The 18,741-nt window shown below is 66.1% G+C and carries 24 protein-coding genes; 8 read left to right on the top strand and 16 right to left on the bottom strand.

The genetic code is table 11. From position 1 onward, the window contains the following. Positions 1-49: 49 nt before the first annotated feature. Positions 50-1,072 (bottom strand): ketol-acid reductoisomerase, encoded by a 1,023-nt coding sequence (gene ilvC / locus DKT70_RS09305; protein WP_111558885.1) that lies wholly within the window; start codon positions 1,070-1,072, stop codon positions 50-52. Positions 1,073-1,199: 127 nt separating this feature from the next. Here ilvC and DKT70_RS09300 point away from each other — a divergent pair, with 127 nt between their 5' ends. Both DKT70_RS09300 and DKT70_RS09295 read left to right on the top strand, forming a co-directional pair. Continuing rightward, complete coding sequence (locus tag DKT70_RS09300) at positions 1,200-1,655, top strand: Lrp/AsnC family transcriptional regulator (RefSeq protein WP_111558938.1); 456 nt, start codon at positions 1,200-1,202, stop codon at positions 1,653-1,655. Next, positions 1,652-2,110: an Lrp/AsnC family transcriptional regulator gene (locus DKT70_RS09295; protein ID WP_111558884.1), complete on the top strand. Its 459-nt coding sequence runs from the start codon at positions 1,652-1,654 to the stop codon at positions 2,108-2,110. The genes DKT70_RS09300 and DKT70_RS09295 overlap by 4 nt, the downstream gene beginning before the upstream one ends. A 63-nt stretch (positions 2,111-2,173) precedes the next feature. Here DKT70_RS09295 and ilvD read toward each other — a convergent pair whose 3' ends face one another. The 4 genes from ilvD to DKT70_RS09275 form a co-directional block, all read right to left on the bottom strand. After that, complete coding sequence (ilvD, locus tag DKT70_RS09290) at positions 2,174-4,012, bottom strand: dihydroxy-acid dehydratase (RefSeq protein WP_111558883.1); 1,839 nt, start codon at positions 4,010-4,012, stop codon at positions 2,174-2,176. Between the two features lie 168 nt (positions 4,013-4,180). After that, on the bottom strand, positions 4,181-4,495 hold the full coding sequence (locus tag DKT70_RS09285) for a DMT family transporter (protein WP_111558882.1): 315 nt from the start codon (positions 4,493-4,495) through the stop codon (positions 4,181-4,183). 100 nt (positions 4,496-4,595) lie between these two features. Then, a complete protein-coding gene (locus DKT70_RS09280; protein ID WP_111558881.1) occupies positions 4,596-5,792 on the bottom strand; it encodes a UbiH/UbiF family hydroxylase in 1,197 nt (398 codons plus the stop codon). A gap of 75 nt (positions 5,793-5,867) precedes the next feature. Beyond that, the gene (locus DKT70_RS09275) at positions 5,868-6,545 is read right to left on the bottom strand and encodes a pyrimidine 5'-nucleotidase (RefSeq protein ID WP_111558880.1); all 678 of its coding nucleotides are present in this window, start codon (positions 6,543-6,545) and stop codon (positions 5,868-5,870) included. 65 nt (positions 6,546-6,610) lie between these two features. Here DKT70_RS09275 and DKT70_RS09270 point away from each other — a divergent pair, with 65 nt between their 5' ends. From DKT70_RS09270 to DKT70_RS09255, 4 genes are all read left to right on the top strand, one after another. Then, complete coding sequence (locus DKT70_RS09270; RefSeq protein ID WP_111558937.1) at positions 6,611-7,234, top strand: GntR family transcriptional regulator; 624 nt, start codon at positions 6,611-6,613, stop codon at positions 7,232-7,234. Beyond that, the gene (locus DKT70_RS09265; RefSeq protein WP_111558879.1) at positions 7,227-7,859 is read left to right on the top strand and encodes a DNA-3-methyladenine glycosylase family protein; all 633 of its coding nucleotides are present in this window, start codon (positions 7,227-7,229) and stop codon (positions 7,857-7,859) included. The genes DKT70_RS09270 and DKT70_RS09265 overlap by 8 nt, the downstream gene beginning before the upstream one ends. Further along, on the top strand, positions 7,856-8,512 hold the full coding sequence (locus DKT70_RS09260; RefSeq protein WP_111558878.1) for an alpha/beta hydrolase: 657 nt from the start codon (positions 7,856-7,858) through the stop codon (positions 8,510-8,512). The genes DKT70_RS09265 and DKT70_RS09260 overlap by 4 nt, the downstream gene beginning before the upstream one ends. A 170-nt stretch (positions 8,513-8,682) precedes the next feature. Further along, the gene (locus DKT70_RS09255) at positions 8,683-9,282 is read left to right on the top strand and encodes an HNH endonuclease (protein ID WP_072296854.1); all 600 of its coding nucleotides are present in this window, start codon (positions 8,683-8,685) and stop codon (positions 9,280-9,282) included. Positions 9,283-9,295: 13 nt separating this feature from the next. On the opposite strand, the gene DKT70_RS18175 is transcribed toward DKT70_RS09255, so the two are convergent. The 7 genes from DKT70_RS18175 to dapA form a co-directional block, all read right to left on the bottom strand. Next, a complete protein-coding gene (locus DKT70_RS18175; RefSeq protein WP_199559561.1) occupies positions 9,296-9,469 on the bottom strand; it encodes a hypothetical protein in 174 nt (57 codons plus the stop codon). A gap of 92 nt (positions 9,470-9,561) precedes the next feature. Then, positions 9,562-9,732, bottom strand: coding sequence for an NrsF family protein (locus DKT70_RS18820; protein ID WP_407672202.1), 171 nt, complete (start codon positions 9,730-9,732; stop codon positions 9,562-9,564). After that, positions 9,729-9,977: an NrsF family protein gene (locus tag DKT70_RS18815; protein WP_111558876.1), complete on the bottom strand. Its 249-nt coding sequence runs from the start codon at positions 9,975-9,977 to the stop codon at positions 9,729-9,731. Before DKT70_RS18815 ends, DKT70_RS18820 begins: the two co-directional genes overlap by 4 nt. Next, complete coding sequence (locus tag DKT70_RS18640; RefSeq protein WP_267895646.1) at positions 9,959-10,081, bottom strand: hypothetical protein; 123 nt, start codon at positions 10,079-10,081, stop codon at positions 9,959-9,961. Before DKT70_RS18640 ends, DKT70_RS18815 begins: the two co-directional genes overlap by 19 nt. After that, on the bottom strand, positions 10,078-10,335 hold the full coding sequence (locus DKT70_RS09240; protein WP_111558875.1) for a hypothetical protein: 258 nt from the start codon (positions 10,333-10,335) through the stop codon (positions 10,078-10,080). Before DKT70_RS09240 ends, DKT70_RS18640 begins: the two co-directional genes overlap by 4 nt. Beyond that, on the bottom strand, positions 10,316-10,633 hold the full coding sequence (locus DKT70_RS09235) for a hypothetical protein (protein WP_111558874.1): 318 nt from the start codon (positions 10,631-10,633) through the stop codon (positions 10,316-10,318). The genes DKT70_RS09240 and DKT70_RS09235 overlap by 20 nt, the downstream gene beginning before the upstream one ends. 125 nt (positions 10,634-10,758) lie before the next feature. Then, positions 10,759-11,634 carry a 4-hydroxy-tetrahydrodipicolinate synthase gene (gene dapA / locus DKT70_RS09230; RefSeq protein WP_111558873.1) on the bottom strand — a complete coding sequence of 292 codons (876 nt, stop codon included), beginning with the start codon at positions 11,632-11,634 and terminating at the stop codon, positions 10,759-10,761. Positions 11,635-11,770: 136 nt separating this feature from the next. Between dapA and DKT70_RS09225 the strand changes: the two genes are divergently transcribed. Next, positions 11,771-13,831, top strand: a complete 2,061-nt coding sequence (locus DKT70_RS09225; protein ID WP_158529989.1) for a lytic transglycosylase domain-containing protein — start codon at positions 11,771-11,773, stop codon at positions 13,829-13,831. On the opposite strand, the gene DKT70_RS09220 is transcribed toward DKT70_RS09225, so the two are convergent. The 3 genes from DKT70_RS09220 to DKT70_RS09210 form a co-directional block, all read right to left on the bottom strand. Then, positions 13,797-14,753, bottom strand: coding sequence for a DMT family transporter (locus DKT70_RS09220; RefSeq protein WP_111558871.1), 957 nt, complete (start codon positions 14,751-14,753; stop codon positions 13,797-13,799). The two genes, DKT70_RS09225 and DKT70_RS09220, sit on opposite strands and share 35 nt — an antisense overlap. A gap of 126 nt (positions 14,754-14,879) precedes the next feature. Further along, positions 14,880-15,671 (bottom strand): inositol monophosphatase family protein, encoded by a 792-nt coding sequence (locus DKT70_RS09215; RefSeq protein WP_199559562.1) that lies wholly within the window; start codon positions 15,669-15,671, stop codon positions 14,880-14,882. 66 nt (positions 15,672-15,737) lie between these two features. Next, positions 15,738-16,652 (bottom strand): LysR family transcriptional regulator, encoded by a 915-nt coding sequence (locus DKT70_RS09210; protein WP_111558869.1) that lies wholly within the window; start codon positions 16,650-16,652, stop codon positions 15,738-15,740. Positions 16,653-16,744: 92 nt separating this feature from the next. Between DKT70_RS09210 and metF the strand changes: the two genes are divergently transcribed. Beyond that, on the top strand, positions 16,745-17,623 hold the full coding sequence (gene metF, locus DKT70_RS09205) for a methylenetetrahydrofolate reductase [NAD(P)H] (RefSeq protein ID WP_111558868.1): 879 nt from the start codon (positions 16,745-16,747) through the stop codon (positions 17,621-17,623). 19 nt (positions 17,624-17,642) lie between these two features. Here the strand turns inward: metF and DKT70_RS09200 are convergent, their stop codons facing one another. Continuing rightward, a complete protein-coding gene (locus DKT70_RS09200) occupies positions 17,643-18,713 on the bottom strand; it encodes a DUF2235 domain-containing protein (protein ID WP_111558867.1) in 1,071 nt (356 codons plus the stop codon). Positions 18,714-18,741 lie beyond the last annotated feature (28 nt).

The following is an 18,741-nucleotide window of genomic DNA, read 5'->3' as shown; positions in this document are numbered from 1 at the left end:
AAAAAGCCCGGGCGATTGCCCGGGCTTTCCAAATCGGCAGGTCCGCGGATCAGTTGCGGGCCTTGTCGACCATCTTGCCCTTCGAGATCCAGGGCATCATCTCGCGCAGCTTGGCACCGACCTGTTCGATCTGGTGTTCGTCATTCGAACGGCGCGAGGCTTTCAGCGTCGGCTGGCCGACCTGGTTTTCCAGCATGAAGTCGCGGACGAACTTGCCCTGCTGGATGTCGGTCAGGACGGCCTTCATGCGCGCCTTGGTTTCCTCGTAGGGCAGGATGCGCGGGCCGGTGACGTACTGACCGTATTCGGCGGTGTTCGAGATCGAGTAGTCCATGTTGGCGATGCCGCCCTCATAGATCAGGTCGACGATCAGCTTCACCTCGTGGAGGCATTCGAAATAGGCCATCTCGGGGGCATAGCCCGCCTCGACCAGCGTTTCGAAGCCGCAGCGGATCAGTTCGACCAGACCACCGCACAGGACCGCCTGTTCGCCGAACAGGTCGGTTTCGCATTCTTCGCGGAAATTGGTCTCGATAATGCCCGAACGACCGCCACCGATGGCCGAGCAATAGGACAGACCGATATCCATGGCCTTGCCCGACGCATCCTGATGGATCGCGACCAGGCAGGGCACGCCGCCGCCCTTGACGTATTCGCCGCGGACCGTGTGGCCGGGGCCCTTGGGGGCCATCATGATGACATCGACGCCGGGCTTCGGCTCGATCAGGCCGAAATGCACGTTCAGGCCGTGGGCGAAGGCAATCGCCGCGCCTTCGCGCAGGTTGTCATGGACGTATTTCTTGTAGGTCTCGGCCTGCAATTCGTCGGGCATGGTGAACATGATGACATCGCACCATGCGGCCGCTTCGGCGATGCCCATGACCTTCAGGCCTTCGCCTTCGGCCTTGGCGGCCGAGGGGCTGCCTTCACGCAGGGCGACGACGACGTTCTTGGCACCCGAATCGCGCAGGTTCAGCGCATGGGCATGGCCTTGGCTTCCGTAACCCAGGATCGCGACCTTCAGGTCCTTGATCAGGTTCACGTCGCAATCGCGGTCGTAGTAAACGCGCATGATGAAATCCTTTATATCTGCTGACATGTTTATAGTTGGCAAACACCGATGACTTCATTCAAACGCAACATGATTTTCGATCTTCGCGAAAGGATCATGTTGAGATACTGGATCAGCAATGAAATTCATGCCTGACGATACGGATCGCCGCATACTTCGCCACATGCTGGCGGACCCTTCGGCATCGAACGCCCAATTGGCCGAACGCGCGGGCGTCACCACGGCCAGCCTGTGGCGACGCACCGAACGCCTGCGCGAAGCCGGGGTGCTGAAGGGTGTGCAGGCCCGCATCGACTGGCGCGCCTTGGGGTGGGAGGTTCAGGTCAGCCTGCGCTTTACCCTGGACAAGACCAACCCGCGCGCCTTCGACGAATTTCTGGCGGCTGTCCGCGACGTCCCCGAGGTGATCGAGATCCAGAGCTTTCTGGGCAGCGTCGATTGGCGCCTTTCGGTGATCGCCCGCGACATGGCGCATTGGCAGCAGGTCTATCGCGACCGCATCCTGACCCTGCCCCATATCGCCGATATCGATGCGCTGATGCTGGTTTCCACCATCAAGGACAGCGAGGATCTGGCCCTGTGACCGATCTGGACGACACCGACCGCGCCATCCTGCGCATTCTGGCGCAGGATGCCACGCAAAGCGCCGCACAGGTCGGGCGATCCGTGGGCATCGGCCAACCCGCGGCCTGGCGGCGCATCAAGCGGCTGACCGATCAGGGCATCATCGCGGGACGGCGGGTGAGGCTGGACAATGCCGCCTTGGGTTTTGGCGTGACGGTCTTTCTGGGCATCCGGCTTGCCGCCAAGGGCCGCACAAGCCTTGAGGATTTCGAGCGCGTCGTCACCGCGATCCCCGAGGTCCAGCTGGTCCAGCATGTGTTGGGGCAGTTCGACTATCGCCTGCGCATCACCGCACGCGACATCACCGATTTCGAACGCATCCTGCGCCGTCGTATCATGACCCTGCCCGGCGTGGGCCAAGTCGAGGCGAATGTCATGCTGTCCGAGGAAAGACGCCCCGGGCCGTTGGGTTAGCGCAGGCCCCAATGCCGTGACACGGGGGGCCTGCACCATTAGGGTATCTGGACAAAGAAGAAATCAGTCTGGGATCATCCGCACCGCGCCCTTGGCCGCGCTGGTGGTCATGGCCGCATAGGCGCGCAGGGCGGTCGAAACTTGGCGCTTGCGCGGCTTTTCAGGCTTCCAGCCGGCTGCTTCGCGCTTTTCGCGACGGGCGGCCAGGATGGCATCGTCGACGACCAGCTCGATCAGGCGGTTCGGGATATCGATGCGGATCAGGTCGCCCTGCTCAGCCAAGCCGATGGTGCCGCCTTCGGCCGCTTCGGGCGACACGTGCCCGATCGACAGCCCCGAGGAGCCGCCCGAGAAGCGGCCATCGGTCACCAGCGCACATGCCTTGCCCAGCCCCTTCGATTTCAGATAGCTGGTCGGGTACAGCATCTCCTGCATCCCCGGCCCGCCGCGCGGACCTTCGTAGCGGATCAGCACGACCTCTCCGGGCTTGACCTTGCCGGTCAGGATGGCGCTGACGCTGTCATCCTGGCTTTCGAAGATATGAGCCGGCCCTTCGAATTTCAGGATCGATTCGTCCACGCCCGCCGTTTTCACGATGCAGCCATCCTCGGCCAAGTTGCCGTAAAGCACCGCCAGACCACCATCCTTGGAGAACGCATGTTCCGCGCTGCGAATGACGCCCTTTTCGCGGTCCAGATCGACGCTCTCGAACCGCTGGCTTTGCGAGAATGCGACCTGCGTCGGCACGCCGCCCGGTGCCGCGCGATAGAAGTCGTGGACGGCCTCGGATTGCGTACGCGACACGTCCCAACGGTCCAGCGCCTGTGCCAGTGTGCCGGAATGGACGCTGCCCACGGATGTGTCCAGCAACCCCGCCCGGTCCAGCTGGCCCAGGATCGCCATGATCCCGCCGGCGCGGTGGACGTCTTCCATGTGGACGTCGTCCTTGGCCGGGGCGACCTTGCACAGGACCGGCACCTTGCGCGACAGGCGGTCGATGTCGGACATGGTGAAATCGATGCCTGCCTCATGCGCGGCGGCCAGCAGGTGCAGGACGGTGTTCGTGGACCCACCCATGGCGATGTCCAGCGTCATGGCGTTTTCGAAGGCCGCGAAATTGGCGACGTTGCGAGGCAGAACCGAGAAGTCATCGCCTTCATAATGGCGGCGCGCCAGGTCGACGATCAGGTGGCCCGCTTCGACGAACAGGCGCTGGCGGTCGGCGTGCGTGGCCAGCGTGGACCCGTTGCCCGGCAGGGACAGGCCTAGGGCCTCGGTCAGGCAGTTCATGGAATTGGCAGTAAACATGCCCGAACAGGACCCGCAGGTGGGGCATGCCGAACGCTCGATCGCCTCGACCTGTTCATCGGAATAGGAATCATCGGCGGCCGCGACCATGGCATCGACCAGGTCCAGCGCCTTCAGCTTGCCGTCTTCCAGAACCAGCTTGCCGGCCTCCATCGGGCCACCGGACACGAAGACGGTGGGGATGTTCAGCCGCAGCGACGCCATCAGCATGCCCGGCGTGATCTTGTCGCAGTTGCTGATGCAGACCATCGCGTCGGCGCAATGCGCGTTGACCATGTATTCGACCGAATCCGCGATCACCTCGCGCGAGGGCAGCGAATAGAGCATGCCGTCATGGCCCATCGCGATGCCGTCATCGACGGCGATGGTGTTGAATTCCTTGGCGATGCCGCCTGCCGCCTCGACCTCGCGGGCGACCATCTGGCCCAGATCCTTCAGGTGGACATGCCCCGGAACGAACTGGGTGAAGCTGTTGACGATGGCGATGATCGGCTTGCCGAAATCGCTGTCCTTGACGCCGGTCGCGCGCCACAGGCCACGCGCGCCTGCCATGTTGCGGCCGTGAGTGGTTGTGCGGGAACGATAGGCGGGCATGGCTGATCTCCTTTGGCTGCCGTTGCGTTTAACACTGTGCCGGGCGGAATGAAATTACCCAAAGCACGTCGTCTGCATGGTTTTCTATCATCTTGCGGTCCAAAACCGCCCTGCAGGGGGTCCGGGGGATGCAAAATCCCCCGGCCGTCGCGGGACGCAAAGACGGGGTCAGGACGCGACCTTCATCAGCACGATCCCCGCCAGAATCAGCGTGGCGGCCAGGAGACGCAAGGGGGTGATCGGCTCGCCCATCAGCGCCATACCGACGGCCAAGCTGCCGATGGCCCCGATGCCCGTCCAGACTGCATAGGCCGTCCCCAGGGGCAGGCTGCGCATCGCCAAGGCCAGCAGCCAGAAGGATGCCACCATGCCCGCCACCATGATCACCGTCGGGGTCAGGCGGATGAAGCCATGCGACTGCTTCATGGCGGTGGACCAGACGACCTCAAGAAGGCCCGCGACGAAAAGTTGGATCCAGGGCATGTCTCGCTCCGGTTCGGACCGGGCCGTCCCGGAGGTTCCACATCACACCGGGGTCGTCCCCGGACCCTCGACCTAAGGGATGGGTGTCACGTGATCAAGATCAGCGCAGACCCAGACCCGCCTTCATCATCAGCCGCCGCACGGGTGTGATGCCATACAAACCGCCCAAGGCCCCTGCGCGCAGGTCGCGCAGGGGGCGCAGCTGGGCTTGGCTGGCACGGTTCAGCGCATCGATGCCCAGCAGTCGCGCATAAGCCTCGGGGCGGCGGCTGCGTTCGAATTTTGCCAAAGACGCGGCGCTGCCGGGATCGGTCTTTGACAACTCCAGCAGGGCACCAAGATCGGCCAGGCTCATGTTCAGCCCCTGGGCGCCGATGGGCGGCAGGACATGGGCGGCCTCGGCGATCAGCGCGGTGCGGGGACCGGTGAAACGGTCGGCGATCTGGCTGATGATCGGCCATTCGGTCAGACGGGTGGCCACGCGCAAGGGGCCCAGCACGCCCGCGGAACGGGCATTCACCTCGGCCTCGAATTCGGCGGGCGGCAGGGCGGCCAGGCGGGCGGTCTCGCGGCCATTCTCCATCCAGACGATCGCCGATGACGGTTTGCCGTCACGGTCGGGCAGCGGCACCAGCGTGAAGGGGCCGCCGGACCGATGCACCTCGGTCGAGACGTTGTGATGCGGCTGGTCATGCGTCACCGCAAAGGCCAGTGCCTTTTGGCCATAGCGCAGTGTCCTCACGCCGATCCCCAAGGCCTGCCGCACAGGCGAATCGCGCCCATCCGCCCCGATCAGCAGCCGCGCCCGGACCCTGCGGCCATCCGTCAGGGTGACGATGGCGCCTTCGTCGCGGGCCACGACGCCTGCGGTGCCGGTCCCGGGCTGGAAGCGCACCGTCTGCAATTGTTCCAACCGAGCCGAGATCTCTCGCCGCAGCAGCCAGTTGGGCAGGTTCCATCCAAAGGGCTGGTCGCCGATCTCGGACGCGTCGAAATCGCGCGTCAGGCGCAGCGTCGGTTCCGCCCCGCCCGCATCCACGATCCGCATCACTTGCAGGGCCGTGGCATGGGGCGCCAGCCGTTCCCACAGCCCGATCTGTTCCAACAGCCTGACCGAGGGCGTCAGGAACGCCGTCGAACGAAGGTCGGCCCCCGCCGCCCCTTCATCGGTAACGGGCGGCGCCGGATCGACGCAAAGGACTGAAAACCCCTCGGCCCCAAAGGCGGCCGCGCTGATCAGACCGGCGATGCCGCCGCCCGAGATCAGGATGTCGATATCGTCGATGCTGCCCGTCATGGCCTTGCCCCTTTGCTGGCATCCATCCTGTCCCCATTCCCGCGCAGGGGCCAGATGTCCGCCTGTCGCAGGTCGTCACCCATGCGTCAAACCGCGCAGGAATGCGGTCAGATCGTCGGTCCGATATTCCACATGCGGCCCGTGATCGGTCACGCCTTCCAGCGCGTCGGGACCATGCCGCCCCTGCCCCACCAGAACCGTCCGCATTCCCAACGCATGGGGGACGACCAGGTTGCGGGGATCATCCTCGAAGAAGGCGGCCTGTCGCGGGTCGATCCCGGCGGCATCCAGTACGCGGTCAAAGGCCGTGGCGGCGGGCTTGGGGTGAAAGCCCGTCTCCTCGATCCCGAAGACGGCCTCGAAGAGGGCCGGATCGGCCAGCCCCCGCGCGGCCAGCACGCGCCGCGCATAGGCGGCATCGCCATTGGTGTGGATGATCCGCCGCCCCGGCAGGGCCGCGATCGCGTCCGCCAGATCGGGGGCGGGGGCCAGCACCGAAAAATCGATGTCATGCACATCGGCCAGATAGTGCCCCGCATCCACGTCATGCTCGGCCATCAGCCCCGCCAGCGTGGTGCCATGCAACCGCCAGTATTCGGCCCGCAACCGGTCGGCATCGCCTTGGGGCACGCCCAGCACGCGCATCATGTAGGCCGTCATCCGCAGCTCGATCTGCGAAAACAGCTGGGCTTCGGGCGGGTAGAGCGTATTGTCCAGATCGAAGATCCAGACGCGAACATGCGAAAAATCCATGTCCGTCCCATAGCTTGGCGCGCACGCGCTTGCAATTCGCCGCCGCAGGGCCAATCGTGGGCGCCATGAAAGACGCCTATTCCCTGATCCTGACCGCGATCGAAAGCGGCACCTATCGCCCGGGCGACCGCTTGGTCGAATCCGAGCTGGCCGAGCGTTTCGGTGTGTCGCGCACCCCGGTGCGCGAGGCGCTGCAGCGGCTGGAAACCCAAGCCATGCTGGTGCGGGACGGGCGCAGCCTGATCGTGGCCTCGCTGGACCACAATCAGCTGGCCGAACTTTACACCGTCCGCGCCGAGCTGGAGGCCCTGGCCGCCCGCCTGGCCGCCCGCCACGCCACCCCCGAGGAAACCCGCGTCCTGGCCCACATGGTCGAGGAAGACCACAAATCCGCAGACGACCCCGAGACCTTGGCTCGCGCCAACAAGCGCTTCCACCGCCAGATCCACTTGGCCTCCCACAACCGCTATCTGGTGCAGCAGCTGGATCTGGTCCATCGCACTATGGCGCTGATGGCCCGCACCTCGCTGGCCGCCGAAGGGCGCAGCGAAACCGCGCTGGCCGAACATGCCCGCATCGTCGAGGCGATTGCTGCGGGCGATGCCGATGCCGCCGACCAGGCGCTGCGGCGGCATATCTCGATGGCGTGGGAAACGCGGCTGAAGCTGGAAGCCAGCGAAGGTGCCTGAGGCACGGATCATCGCGACCCAAGCCGATCTTGACGAAGGCTGCGCGCATCTGGCCCGTGCCTGCCCCATCTGGGCCAGGACGCTGCCCTTGCTGGGCCCCCTGCCCCTGCGCCGCCGCGATGACGGGTTCGAGGCCATCGCCAGCGCCATCGTCGGCCAGCAGATTTCCATTGCCGCGGCGGGGGCGATCTGGGGGCGGATGCGGGATGCCGGATTGCTGACCGAAGCTGCCATCCGCGATGCCAGCGACGACGACCTGCGCGCGGCGGGCCTGTCGCGGGCCAAGCAGCGCTATCTGCGCGGCATCGCCAGTGCCGGGATCGACTGGGACGCCCTGCGCGACATGCCTGACGATGCGGCCATCGCTCATCTGGTCACCCTGCCCGGCATCGGCGTCTGGACCGCCGAGATCTATCTGAAATTCGCGCTTGGCCGCGCCGATGTCTTCGCCGCCGGCGATCTGGCCCTGCAAGAGGCCGCGCGCATCATGTACGACCTGCCCGCCCGCCCCACGCCCGCCGTCCTGCGGCAGCTGGCCGAACCGTGGCGGCCGTGGCGCGCGGTTGCGGCGCGGGGGCTCTGGGCCTATTACCGGCTGGCAAAAGGACGCGAGGGAACATCATGACCGCACCGCTGACATCCGCCCGCAAGGGGCCCGCCAAGGCCCGCTCGGTCGTGATCTTCGTGCACGGCTATGGCGCCGACGGGGCCGACCTCTTGGGCCTGGCCGATCCGCTGGCCCCGCATCTGCCCGACACCGCCTTCTATGCCCCGAACGCGCCGCAGCCCTGCACCGGCAATCCGATGGGCTTCCAGTGGTTCCCGATCCCCTGGCTGGACGGGTCTTCGGAAGCCCAGGCCCAGGCCGGCATTGCCGAAGCCGCCAAGGCCCTGAACGCCTTCATCGACAGCGTGCTGGCCGATGAAGGCCTGACCCCCGACCGGCTGGCTCTGGTGGGCTTTTCGCAGGGCACGATGATGTCGCTGCACGTGGCGCCCCGCCGCGACGCGGAAATCGCGGGCATCGTCGGCTTTTCGGGCCGGCTGCTGACGCCCGAAACACTGGAGGCCCAAACCCGCGTCAAGCCGCCGGTGCTGCTGATCCACGGCGATCAGGACCCGGTCGTGCCCTTCGCCGACATGGACCTGGCCGGCACCGCCCTGCAGCAGGCGGGCTTCACCGTCTATGGCCATGTCATGAAGGGCACCGCGCATGGGATTTCACAGGACGGGCTGTCGGCGGCGCTGTCCTTCCTGCATGAACGGCTGCCGCGCTAGGCAATTCCTGCCCTTTCACCGTCACGTTGCCGTCACCCCTTGCGTCTAACCTGCGCCCCGGGGCCCGATTGGACGCGCAGACTTGTCAGATGCCCGTCGCGATATATAGTCGAGCCATGGATTTGACGGGCGCGCTGGTCATATCACCACCGCGCAGGTGGAAGGGCGACATGCTGGACGATCATCACCACACCGAATTCCGGACGCAATTCGTGCGTGAACCGGCCAATCTGCGTCACTTTCCGGCGCTGGTGCTGAATGCGGATTATCGGCCGCTCAGCTATTACCCCCTGTCGCTCTGGCCTTGGCAGGAGGCGATCAAGGCGGTCTTCCTGGATCGGGTCCAGATCATCGCCGAATACGACCAAGAGGTCCGAAGTCAGCGACAAGCCTTCCGGATTCCTTCCGTCGTCGTCCTCAAAGATTATGTCCGACCTCAGAAGCGCGTGGCATTCACGCGCTTCAATTTATTCCTGCGGGACGAATTCTGCTGTCAGTATTGCGGCGGCAAGGGCGACCTGACCTTCGATCACGTCGTGCCACGGTCGCGTGGCGGCGTGACCAGTTGGGAAAACGTGGTGGCGGCCTGTTCGCCCTGCAACCTGCGCAAGGCCAACCGCAGCCTGCGCCATTCCGGCATGCATCTGCGCAAACCCGCCAAGCAGCCCACCGCCGAGGAAATGCACGCGATCGGACGGCGTTTCCCGCCGAATCACCTGCATGACAGCTGGATGGATTTCCTGTACTGGGATGCCGAACTGGACAGCTGATCAGCCGTGGACATCAACCCTCGTGGTCGTGCCCGCTGCGATGGTTCAGATGCACCAGCAGCGCCGCGCTCAGCGCCAGCAGCGGCACCGCCATGGGCGACCAGCCCGATGCGATGCTGACCCACAAGGTCAGTGCGGCCCCGGTGATCACCGCGGCGATCAGCAGCAGGAAATGGGTCAACGGCATGGGACACTCCTCTCCTTGCGATCAATATGGGACCTATCGACCGGCTTGAAAAGCCCGTGCATAAGATTGCGGGCACTTCGTCGCGGCGTCATTCACCAGCGCAGCAGGCGACGCCCCGCCATGGCACCCGCCGCCGTCACCAGACCCATTCCCAGCCCACACCACAGGATGAAGAACAGCGGCGCATCCTCGTCGCAATGCAGGGCATAGATGGCGGTTGCCGCCCCCGACACGGCCAGTCCCGCCAAGGCGCCGCTGGTCACCGGCGACGTGCCGGCCCCCCGACGCCACGCGAACAGCCCCCCAGCGCAGGGGCGGAAATGGCAGTGATCGAGACCAGGCAGACCCGCGCCGTGACGGGCGTCGATCTTTCAGGATGCGTCAGGCGGACGGTGCCAAAGCCCGCCACCGCCATCAGCGCCAGCGGGATCAGCCATTTCATCACCGTCACCGGATCGACCATCGCCTGAATCAGGTCGACGCGAATGCCTAGGATCCCGATGACCACGGCCCCGACAGCGACAGCAGCCCCGTCGCAAGGACAAGCGGTGACAGACGCCCTTCGGAAACCGAATCCAGCGCGATCAGTTCGACCAGTTCATCGGTTCTCATAACCCGCTGTCCTGTCTCAGTTTAGCCAGGCGCTGTAGGGCGCGGTGCAGAGCCACCCGCAAAGTGCCGGGCGTCATACCCAGCCGATGGCCGCATTCGTCTTGGCCCCGCGCCTCGATGGCCAGACAGCGCAGCAGGGCCGCGTCGCGTTCCTGCAGTCGGTCGATCAGCGATATCGCATCGCGCATCTCGAACCTGTCGGGGGCCTGATCGGCGGGTAGGACCTCGGCGCAATCATCGACGGGCAGATGCACGGCCACCGCGCCTGCAATAGGCGTCGATCAGCTTGTGCCGCGCGATCGCATAGACCCGGGGCCGCAACGGCATCGCCGCATCCCAGGTCGCCCGCTTCACGTGAATCGCCAACAAGGTTTGCGGTACCACATCCTCGCACCAGATTGAATCCATGGCATCGGCCTTTGCCCGGACGATGCCGCGCAAAATCGGCGTCATGGCCGTCAGGAACCGGCGATAGGCCAGCTGGTCGCCCGCAAGGGCGGCCCGCATCAATACGGACCACTCGTCGCACTGCCCGCCGTCCTTGACCGTCATCGATCGTCCTTACGCATGCCGAGGCCCATGCGTTACACCGTGACACGCAGGTTTCCAAAGAACAGCACTTGCTTGTCGGCGCAGCATGGGGGCAACGCCCCATGTTGCGCCCGTCCGATCAGGCGTCAGATCAGGCCGGCATGAACCAGCGCCGCGTCGATCAGGCGGCGCGTCGGTTCCGTCAGAGGCGTCAGCGGCAGGCGCACGCGTTCATCGCACAGGCCCAGGCGCGACATGGCGTATTTCGCGCCGACCAGCCCAGGCTCGATGAAGATGGCGATGTGCAGCGGCATCAGCCGGTCCTGATATTCCAACGCCGAGGCGTAATCGCCACGCAGCGTCGCATCCTGGAATTCGGCGCAGAGCTTGGGGGCGACGTTCGCGGTGACGCTGATGCAGCCCACGCCGCCATGCGCGTTGAAGCCCAGCGCCGTCGCGTCCTCGCCCGACAGCTGGACGAAATCCTTGCCACAGGTCAGACGCTGGCTGCTGACACGTTCCAGCTTGCCGGTCGCGTCCTTAACCCCGATGATCGAGGGGATCTGCGCCAGCACGCCCATCGTTTCGGGCATCATGTCGACGACCGAACGGCCAGGAATGTTATAGATGATGATCGGTAGGTCACAGGCCTCGGTCAGGGCGGTGTAATGCGCGATCAGCCCCGACTGGGTCGGCTTGTTGTAATAGGGCGTGACGACCAGTGCGGCGTTTGCGCCCACTTCGGCAGCGTGCTGCAGCAGGCCGATGCCTTCGCGCGTCGAATTCGACCCCGCGCCGGCGATGACAGGGATGCGGCCATCGGCTATGCGGACGACCTCCTCGATGACCAGGCGGTGTTCGGCATGGGTCAGCGTGGGGCTTTCGCCGGTGGTGCCGACGGGCACCAGGCCATGGCTGCCCTGATCGATATGCCATTCGACCAGCTTCTTCAGCGCGACCAGATCCAGTTCGCCGTCCTGGTCGAACGGCGTGACGAGGGCTGGCAGTGACCCTTTGAACATGACACGCTCCTTGGTGGTTGGCTGCAAGGCCGGAAGTGGGTTTTCGCGGTCCTCACTATCCCCGGTCGGGGAAATTGCCAAGGTTGTGAATTGCACCGCGACGGAATGCGAACCAGACAGGATGCCGATGCGACTTATGCGTGACATGTTGTATGCGGGGCTGTTCGCGGCCCTTCCCCTTGCCTGCGCCCCCGCGCAGGCCGAGGATGCGGGCGCCATGGCATTGGCCCTGGCCGCCGCCGACAGCCGCGACTGGGTCACCGCCCGCGACGCCGCCGCGCGCGCAGGCCCCTTGGCGCAGGCCATGGTCGGCTGGCAGGCGCTGCGCGAAGGGCGGGGCAGCTTTGCCGATTACGCCGCCTTCCTGCGCGAAAATCCCGGCTGGCCGGGGCTGGAGGTGCTTCACCGCCAGGGCGAGGCCAAGCTGCGCGCGGGCGACGATCCCGACGACATCCGCGACTTCTTCGAAAACCGCCATCCCGCGACGCTGACCGGGTTGAACGCCCTGACCGCCGTTCTGTCCACCCGCAAGGCGCGCGAGGAACGGGCGCTGTTCTTCACCCTGGCGCCCATGACCGCCGCCGAGGAAACCGCCCTTCTGGACGACCCGCAGACCGAACTGACGCCACTGATCCCCGCGCGGGCCACCGCCATGCTGGATGCGGGCGAATGGCAGCAGGCCGAACGCCTGATCCCGCGCCTGTCGCCCGCCCTGCAGCCGCTGGTCCGCGCGCGCGTCGCCCTGCAATCGGGCCGCGAGGGTGTGGACGACCTGATCCTGGCCCTGCCGGACAGTCAGCGCGCCGATCCGGGCCTGACGATGGACCGTTTCCTGTGGCGGGTCCGGGCCAAGATGCATGACGCGGCGCAGGACCTGATGCTGCAGGCATCCTCGGCGGATGATCTGCGCAACCCCGACCGTTGGGCGCAGATGCGCGTCGATTACGCGCGGCTGGCCATGCGCCGCGGCGATTGGCAGCGGGCGCTGGATCTGGCCGCGCCCCACCACCTGGGCCCGGAGAACCGCCATTATTCGGACCTGGAATGGCTGGCGGGATTTGCCGCGCTGAAGACCGATCAGCCCCAACTGGCGCTGGAGCATTTCCTGCATCTGGAAACCGTCGTCGGATCGGCAATCAGCAAGGCCCGCGCCTTCTACTGGCAGGGTCGCGCGCATCAGGCGCTTGGCGACACGCGGGCCGCGACGCGCGCCTTTCAGGATGCCGCCACCTTTCCCGGCGTCTATTACGGACAGCTGGCGATGGAGCAGGTGGGTGCGACCCTGCCGCCCGGCTATGCCGTCCGCGGCCCGGCCATCGACACCCTGCCCGACTGGCGGGGCAGCGATCTGCGCGAAAACGGCCTCTTTCGCGCCGGGCTGTGGCTGATCGCATCGGGCAGGCGCGACGAGGCGCAGCGCTTTTTCCTGCACCTGGCCCAAAGTGCCACCCCCGAAGACATCGCCCGCATGTCCCGCCTGATGTTCGAGGCGGGCGCCCCTTGGCATGCCCTGCGCCTGGCCAAGCAATCGGCCAATCAGGGCGTCATCTGGCCCGCCGCCCAATTTCCCCTGACGGGGCTGGAACAGCTGGACCTGGGGCCGCCGCCGGAACTGGTCATGGCGATCGCGCGGCAGGAATCGGAATTCAACTTTGCCGCCAGCAGCCATGTCGGCGCCCAAGGCCTGATGCAGCTGATGCCGGGCACCGCCGAACAGATGGCGCGCAAGACGGGCCAGCCCTATGACTTGGCGCGGCTGTCCTCGGATGCCACCTATAACGCCAGCCTAGGGTCGGAATACCTGGTCGGGTTGGCGGAACGGTTCGGGTCGTCGGTGGCGCTGATCGCGTCGGGTTACAATGCCGGGCCCGGCCGTCCGGCGCGTTGGCTGGACGATTTCGGCGACCTGCGACGCGATGCCGATCCGGTGGAATGGGTCGAGCTGATCCCCTTTGACGAAACCCGCAACTATGTCATGCGCGTGGCCGAGGCCCTGCCCGTCTATCGCGCCCGCATCCACGGCAAGCCCGCGCCGGTGGTGACCCGGTGGGACCTGTCGGGAGGTGGGCTGATCCCGCCGCCGCCGCTGCGCCTGACGCTGGCGCTGTCGGGGCGTCCGCCCCTGCGGCCCGTCATTGGTCCGCGCCAGCCCGTGTTCGGACCTAACCTGCCTTCTGCCGCTGGCGCCACAAGGTGAAGATGCCCGCCGCCACGACGATGGCGGCGCCGATCACCACATTCTGGCGCAGCGTTTCGCCAAAGACCCAGACGCCGATGAAGCTGACCCAGACCAGCTGCGTATAGGCGAAGGGCTGCAGCGCCGATGCCTCGGCCATTTCATAGCTGCGGATCATCAGGTAATGCGAGGTCATCCCGCAGACGCACAGGCACCCCATCCAGATCCAGTCCGTGGGCGCCAGCCATTGCCAGTCCCAGATGCCGACCAGCGTGATGGCGACCGCCCCGGAAATCCCCGTCCAGAAAAAGCTGACCATCGCCGGATCGTCGCGCGACACATGCCGCGTCAACAGCCCGTAGAGCGCGAACATCCCCGCCGCCGCAAAGGGCAGCAATGCGGCCAGCGAGATGACGCCACCGCCAGGATTCAGAATGACGATGATGCCCGCAAAGCCCAAGGCGATGGCGGTCCAGCGCCGCCATCCGACCTTTTCGCCCAGGACCGGTCCAGACAGGGCCGCGACCAACAGGGGATAAACGGCAAAGACGGCGTGGGTTTCGATCAGGCCAAGGCGGACGAAGGCCTCGACCATCAGCAGCACCTCAAGCGCCAGGATGACGCCGCGGGCAATCTGGGTCAGAGGACGCTTGGTGCGGATCGCACGCTTCAGCCCGCCCGGCTGGCGCGACACCAGCGCGATGACGAAAAGCGCGAAAACCCAGTACCGGATCATCACGATCAGAACCGGCGGGTATTCCGTCCCCAAGACGCGCGAAAAACCGTCCTGCAAGGCGAAGATGAAGCTGACCGCGCACATCAGAAAAATGGCCAGCCCGGTGCGGTCCTGCGCGGGCCGCGCCGTCACGGGCGGCAAGGGCGGCGGCGCCGATGCGGTGGCGGCGGATGCGGCATACGGGGGCCGGGAATGATCTTCGGGCATGTAATCGCTTTCAGGAACACCGCCCCCTGTTGCGCCCCATGCGACCCAAGGTCAAGCGCGGGCAGGTCTGCACAAACTGCAATCCCGCCTGCGTGTCATGTCTGCACCCGTCGCGATCAGTCGCGATCAGTCGCGGCTGCGCACGACCTTGGCGAAAGGTTCCAGCAGGGTCGGGTTGGCGGCGATGATGCGGCCCGATTCCAGCGGGCTGTCACCCTCGCGGATGCCTTCGACGAAGCCGCCGGCCTCGCGGACCATCAGGATGCCGGCTGCGACCTCCCAGGGCTTGGTGCCGCGGTCCCAATAGCCGTCAAAGCGACCGGCCGCGACATAGCAGAGGTTCAGCGACGGCGCGCCAAAGCTGCGCACCCCGCCCGCCACGGGCATCAGGCGGGCCAGATCCTGCAGGGATGCGGGCAAGGGACCGCTGCTGGCATGGGGGATGCCGGTGGAAAAAACCGATTCGGCCATCCGCGTGCGGCCCGAGACGCGCAGGCGCTGGTCGTTCATGAACGCCCCGCCGCCCTTTTCGGCGATGAACAACTCGTCCTTGGCCGCGTCGAAGATGACCGCGGCCACGATCTCTCCCTTGTGCTCCAGCGCGATGCTGACGCCCCAATGGGGCAGGCCGTGCAGGAAGTTCGAGGTCCCGTCCAGCGGATCGACGATCCAGCGGCGGGTGGGGTCTTCGCCGTCCTCGCGCCCGGTTTCCTGGCCAAGCCAGCCATAGCTGGGGCGTGCATTCTGCAGCTCTTCCTTGATCTGGCGTTCGGCCTCGCGGTCGGCGCGGGTGACGAAATCACCGGCGCCCTTGACGCTGACCTGCAGGTTCTCGACTTCACGAAAGTCCTTGACGAGGCCGCGCCCGGCCTTGCGGGCGGCCTTGACCATGACGTTCAGATTGGCGCTTGCCATCACATGCTCCGGAAAAAGGGGTTGGCGCGTCATAGAGGCTGGCGCGCGGAATGTGAAGCGAAAGGGTCGTCACGCCGCCGGACCGCGCAGCATCCGCAGGGGTTCGGTGCGCGAAAGCCGCAACACATGCGCCATGTAGGGCTGCGACAGGTCGTCTTCGCGCACCGCTGCATAGAGCCGCCGGCGGATGCCGTCCGGCCCCAGCGGCAGCATGGCCAGTTCGGGATTGGCGCTTTCGCGTCGCAGGACCCAGTCCGGCATCACCGCCACACCGCGCCCCGATGCAACCAGCATCACGGCCACGGCGGTCAGTTCCACCATGCGGGTGCGTGCGGGTTCGATGCCCGCGGGCGTCAGGAATTGGCTGAAGACATCCAGCCGCGCGCGGTCCATCGGATAGTGGATCAGCGTTTCACCGGCCAGATCGGCAGGTTCGGCAAAGCCCTTGGCGACCAGCGGATGCCCGGCGGACACCATCAGCGTCGGCGCGTAATCGAACAGCGGCTGGAAGGTGATGCCCGGCAGATCCTCGGGGTCCGACGATATCACCAGGTCCACCTCCTCGCGCACCAGCGCGGGCAGCGCGCCGAAGGCCAGGCGCTGGCGGATGTCCACGTCCACATCGGGCCAGGCGCGGCGGAAGATGTCCAGCACCGGCAGCAGCCAGTCGAAACAGGCGTGGCATTCCATCGCGATGTGCAGGCGGCCGATACGCCCCGCCTCGACGCCCTTGAACTCGGCCTCGGTGGCGGCGACCAGCGGCAGCACCTGTTCGGCCAGCCGCAGCAGGCGCATGCCGGCGGCCGACAGGCGCATCGGCTTGGCGCGGCGGACGAACAGCTCGACCCCGGCCTGCTCCTCCAGCGCCTTGACCTGATGCGACAACGCGCTTTGGGTGATGTTCAGAACCTCGGCCGCGCGGGCCAGGCCGCCTTGGGCATGAATGGCGTGAACGGTGCGCAGATGGCGCAGCTCCAGATGCATGATGAATTCCGCTCAGGTTTATCTTGAGGATTATGAATTTGTCTCACGCGCTGCATCGTGGCACAAGTCCTGCGAACCGAAAGGATACCGACATGAGCCGCCAGACCCCCAAGATCAGCTTCGAGTTCTTCCCGCCCAAGACGCTGGATGCCTCGTTCCGGCTGTGGGAAACCGCGCAGGCGCTGGCGCCCTTGGGGCCGGAATACGTGTCCGTCACCTATGGCGCGGGCGGCACCACCCGCAAGCTGACCCACGAGGCCGTTACCACCATCAACCGCCAGTTCGGCCTGAACGTCGCGGCGCACCTGACCTGCGTCGAGGCCACCCGCGAAGAGACGATGAAGATCGTCCAGGATTACGCCGATGCCGGCATCCGCGAGATCGTGGCCCTGCGTGGCGATGCCCCGAAAGGCAGCGACGGCTTCAGCGCCCATGCCGACGGCTTTGCCAATTCGGTCGAGCTGATCGAGGCGATCGCGGCGCGCGGCGACATGACCATCCGCTGCGGCGCCTATCCCGAACCCCATCCCGACAGCGCCGATACCGATGCCGACGTGGCCTGGCTGAAGCGCAAGATCCAGGCAGGGGCCAGCAGCGCCATCACCCAGTTCTTCTTCGACCCCGACACCTTCTTCCGCTTCCGCGACAAATGCGCGGCGGCCGGCATCGATGCGCCCATCGTGCCGGGCATCCTGCCGGTCCAAAGCTGGGCGGGCACCAAGCGCTTTGCCGCGATGTGCAACACCACGGTCCCCGATTGGGCGCACGAGGCCTTTGATCTGGCCGCGCTGGACGGACCGGAGGCCGAACGCCAGCTGGCCACCGGCATCTGCGTCGATCTGTGCGAAAAGCTGATCGCGGGCGGCGTGGACCGGCTGCATTTCTATACGCTGAACCGCCCGGAATTGACCCGCGATGTCTGCGCCGCGCTTGGCATCCGCCCCAAGGGCGGGCTGGAAGCCGTCGCCTGAAGGATATCCCGGCCCGTTCTCAGCGGGCGGGCCTGATGTCATGGGGCAGATGGTCGTGCCGGACCGGAACCGGCGCCACGCCTGACGTGGGTGCCAGATGGTCGACCAGCTGCGCGGGTCCGCGATAGGGCAGCGGCACGGTCTGATGCAGCGCCTCGGTCCGATAGCGGCCGACCAGGCGCGGCGTGCGGGCCAGGAACGCCTTGCCCCAGTTCCGCCACGACCCGATGGCGGGCGCGTCCGCATCGCAGGCGAACAGCCCCCGCCAGCCGACCGGCAGATCCAGCCCCACGCTTTCGGCCCGCTCCAGCATCCAGGTCAGGGGAATGTTCGCCAGCGGTCGCGCAAATTCGAAACCCGACAGCTGGCCGCCGATATCGGGATGGGCGCCGTGGAACCACATCTGTTCGATCCGCCCGGCGGCATGGTCGTCATCCCACAGCATCGGCGCGAAGGCGGCGCGGGTTTCGTCCAACGCCAGCGCCTGGAAGGCATGTTCGATCCCCTCGCCCAGATGGGCGTTGTGAAAGCGGAAGCGCGGCTCGGTCAGCATCCACAACAGTGGCAGACGGATGCCAAGCGCCATGACCGTGTCGAAACAGCCGACCATGCGGATCGGCGCGGCCGGATGGCATCGCCGCCCAAAGGCCAACAGCGCCTTGTCGGACGCGCCGCGCTGATAGAATCGACAGGCCAGACGGATATTGCGTTCGGTCGCGTGATAGGGCGTCAGCAGGCCAAGCCGCCCGATCATGCCGGCAAGGCTGCGCACGGAAAAGGCGCCCCGCGAATATCCGATCAGAAAGATCCGGTCACCGGGCTGATAGGCGGTGGCAAGCCAGCCATAGGCCCGGGTGATGCGCGATTCCAGCGTGGTCCCCATCGCCAGTTCATGCAGAGTGCGCCAGTGATTCCACTGCTGGCCCATCACGTAATGGATGCGGCTGCGCCCCCCGATGGCGGGCAGGCCCAGCTGGCCGGTCAGCAGGCGGTGGATGCGGCCGATGGAACTGCGCCGTCCCTCGGCCAGCGAGGCGAAGGTGCCGTCCATCAGCAGGATATGGGTCGTGGCGGGGCGAATCGTGCTCATGCCCCCAAGCCTAGCATGGGGGCATTAA

It is taken from the genome of Paracoccus sediminilitoris (assembly GCF_003259195.1).
Taxonomy (GTDB): domain Bacteria; phylum Pseudomonadota; class Alphaproteobacteria; order Rhodobacterales; family Rhodobacteraceae; genus Paracoccus; species Paracoccus sediminilitoris.
The sequence above is the reverse complement of the archived record's forward strand: the minus strand, read 5'-3'. Positions and strand labels throughout refer to the sequence as shown.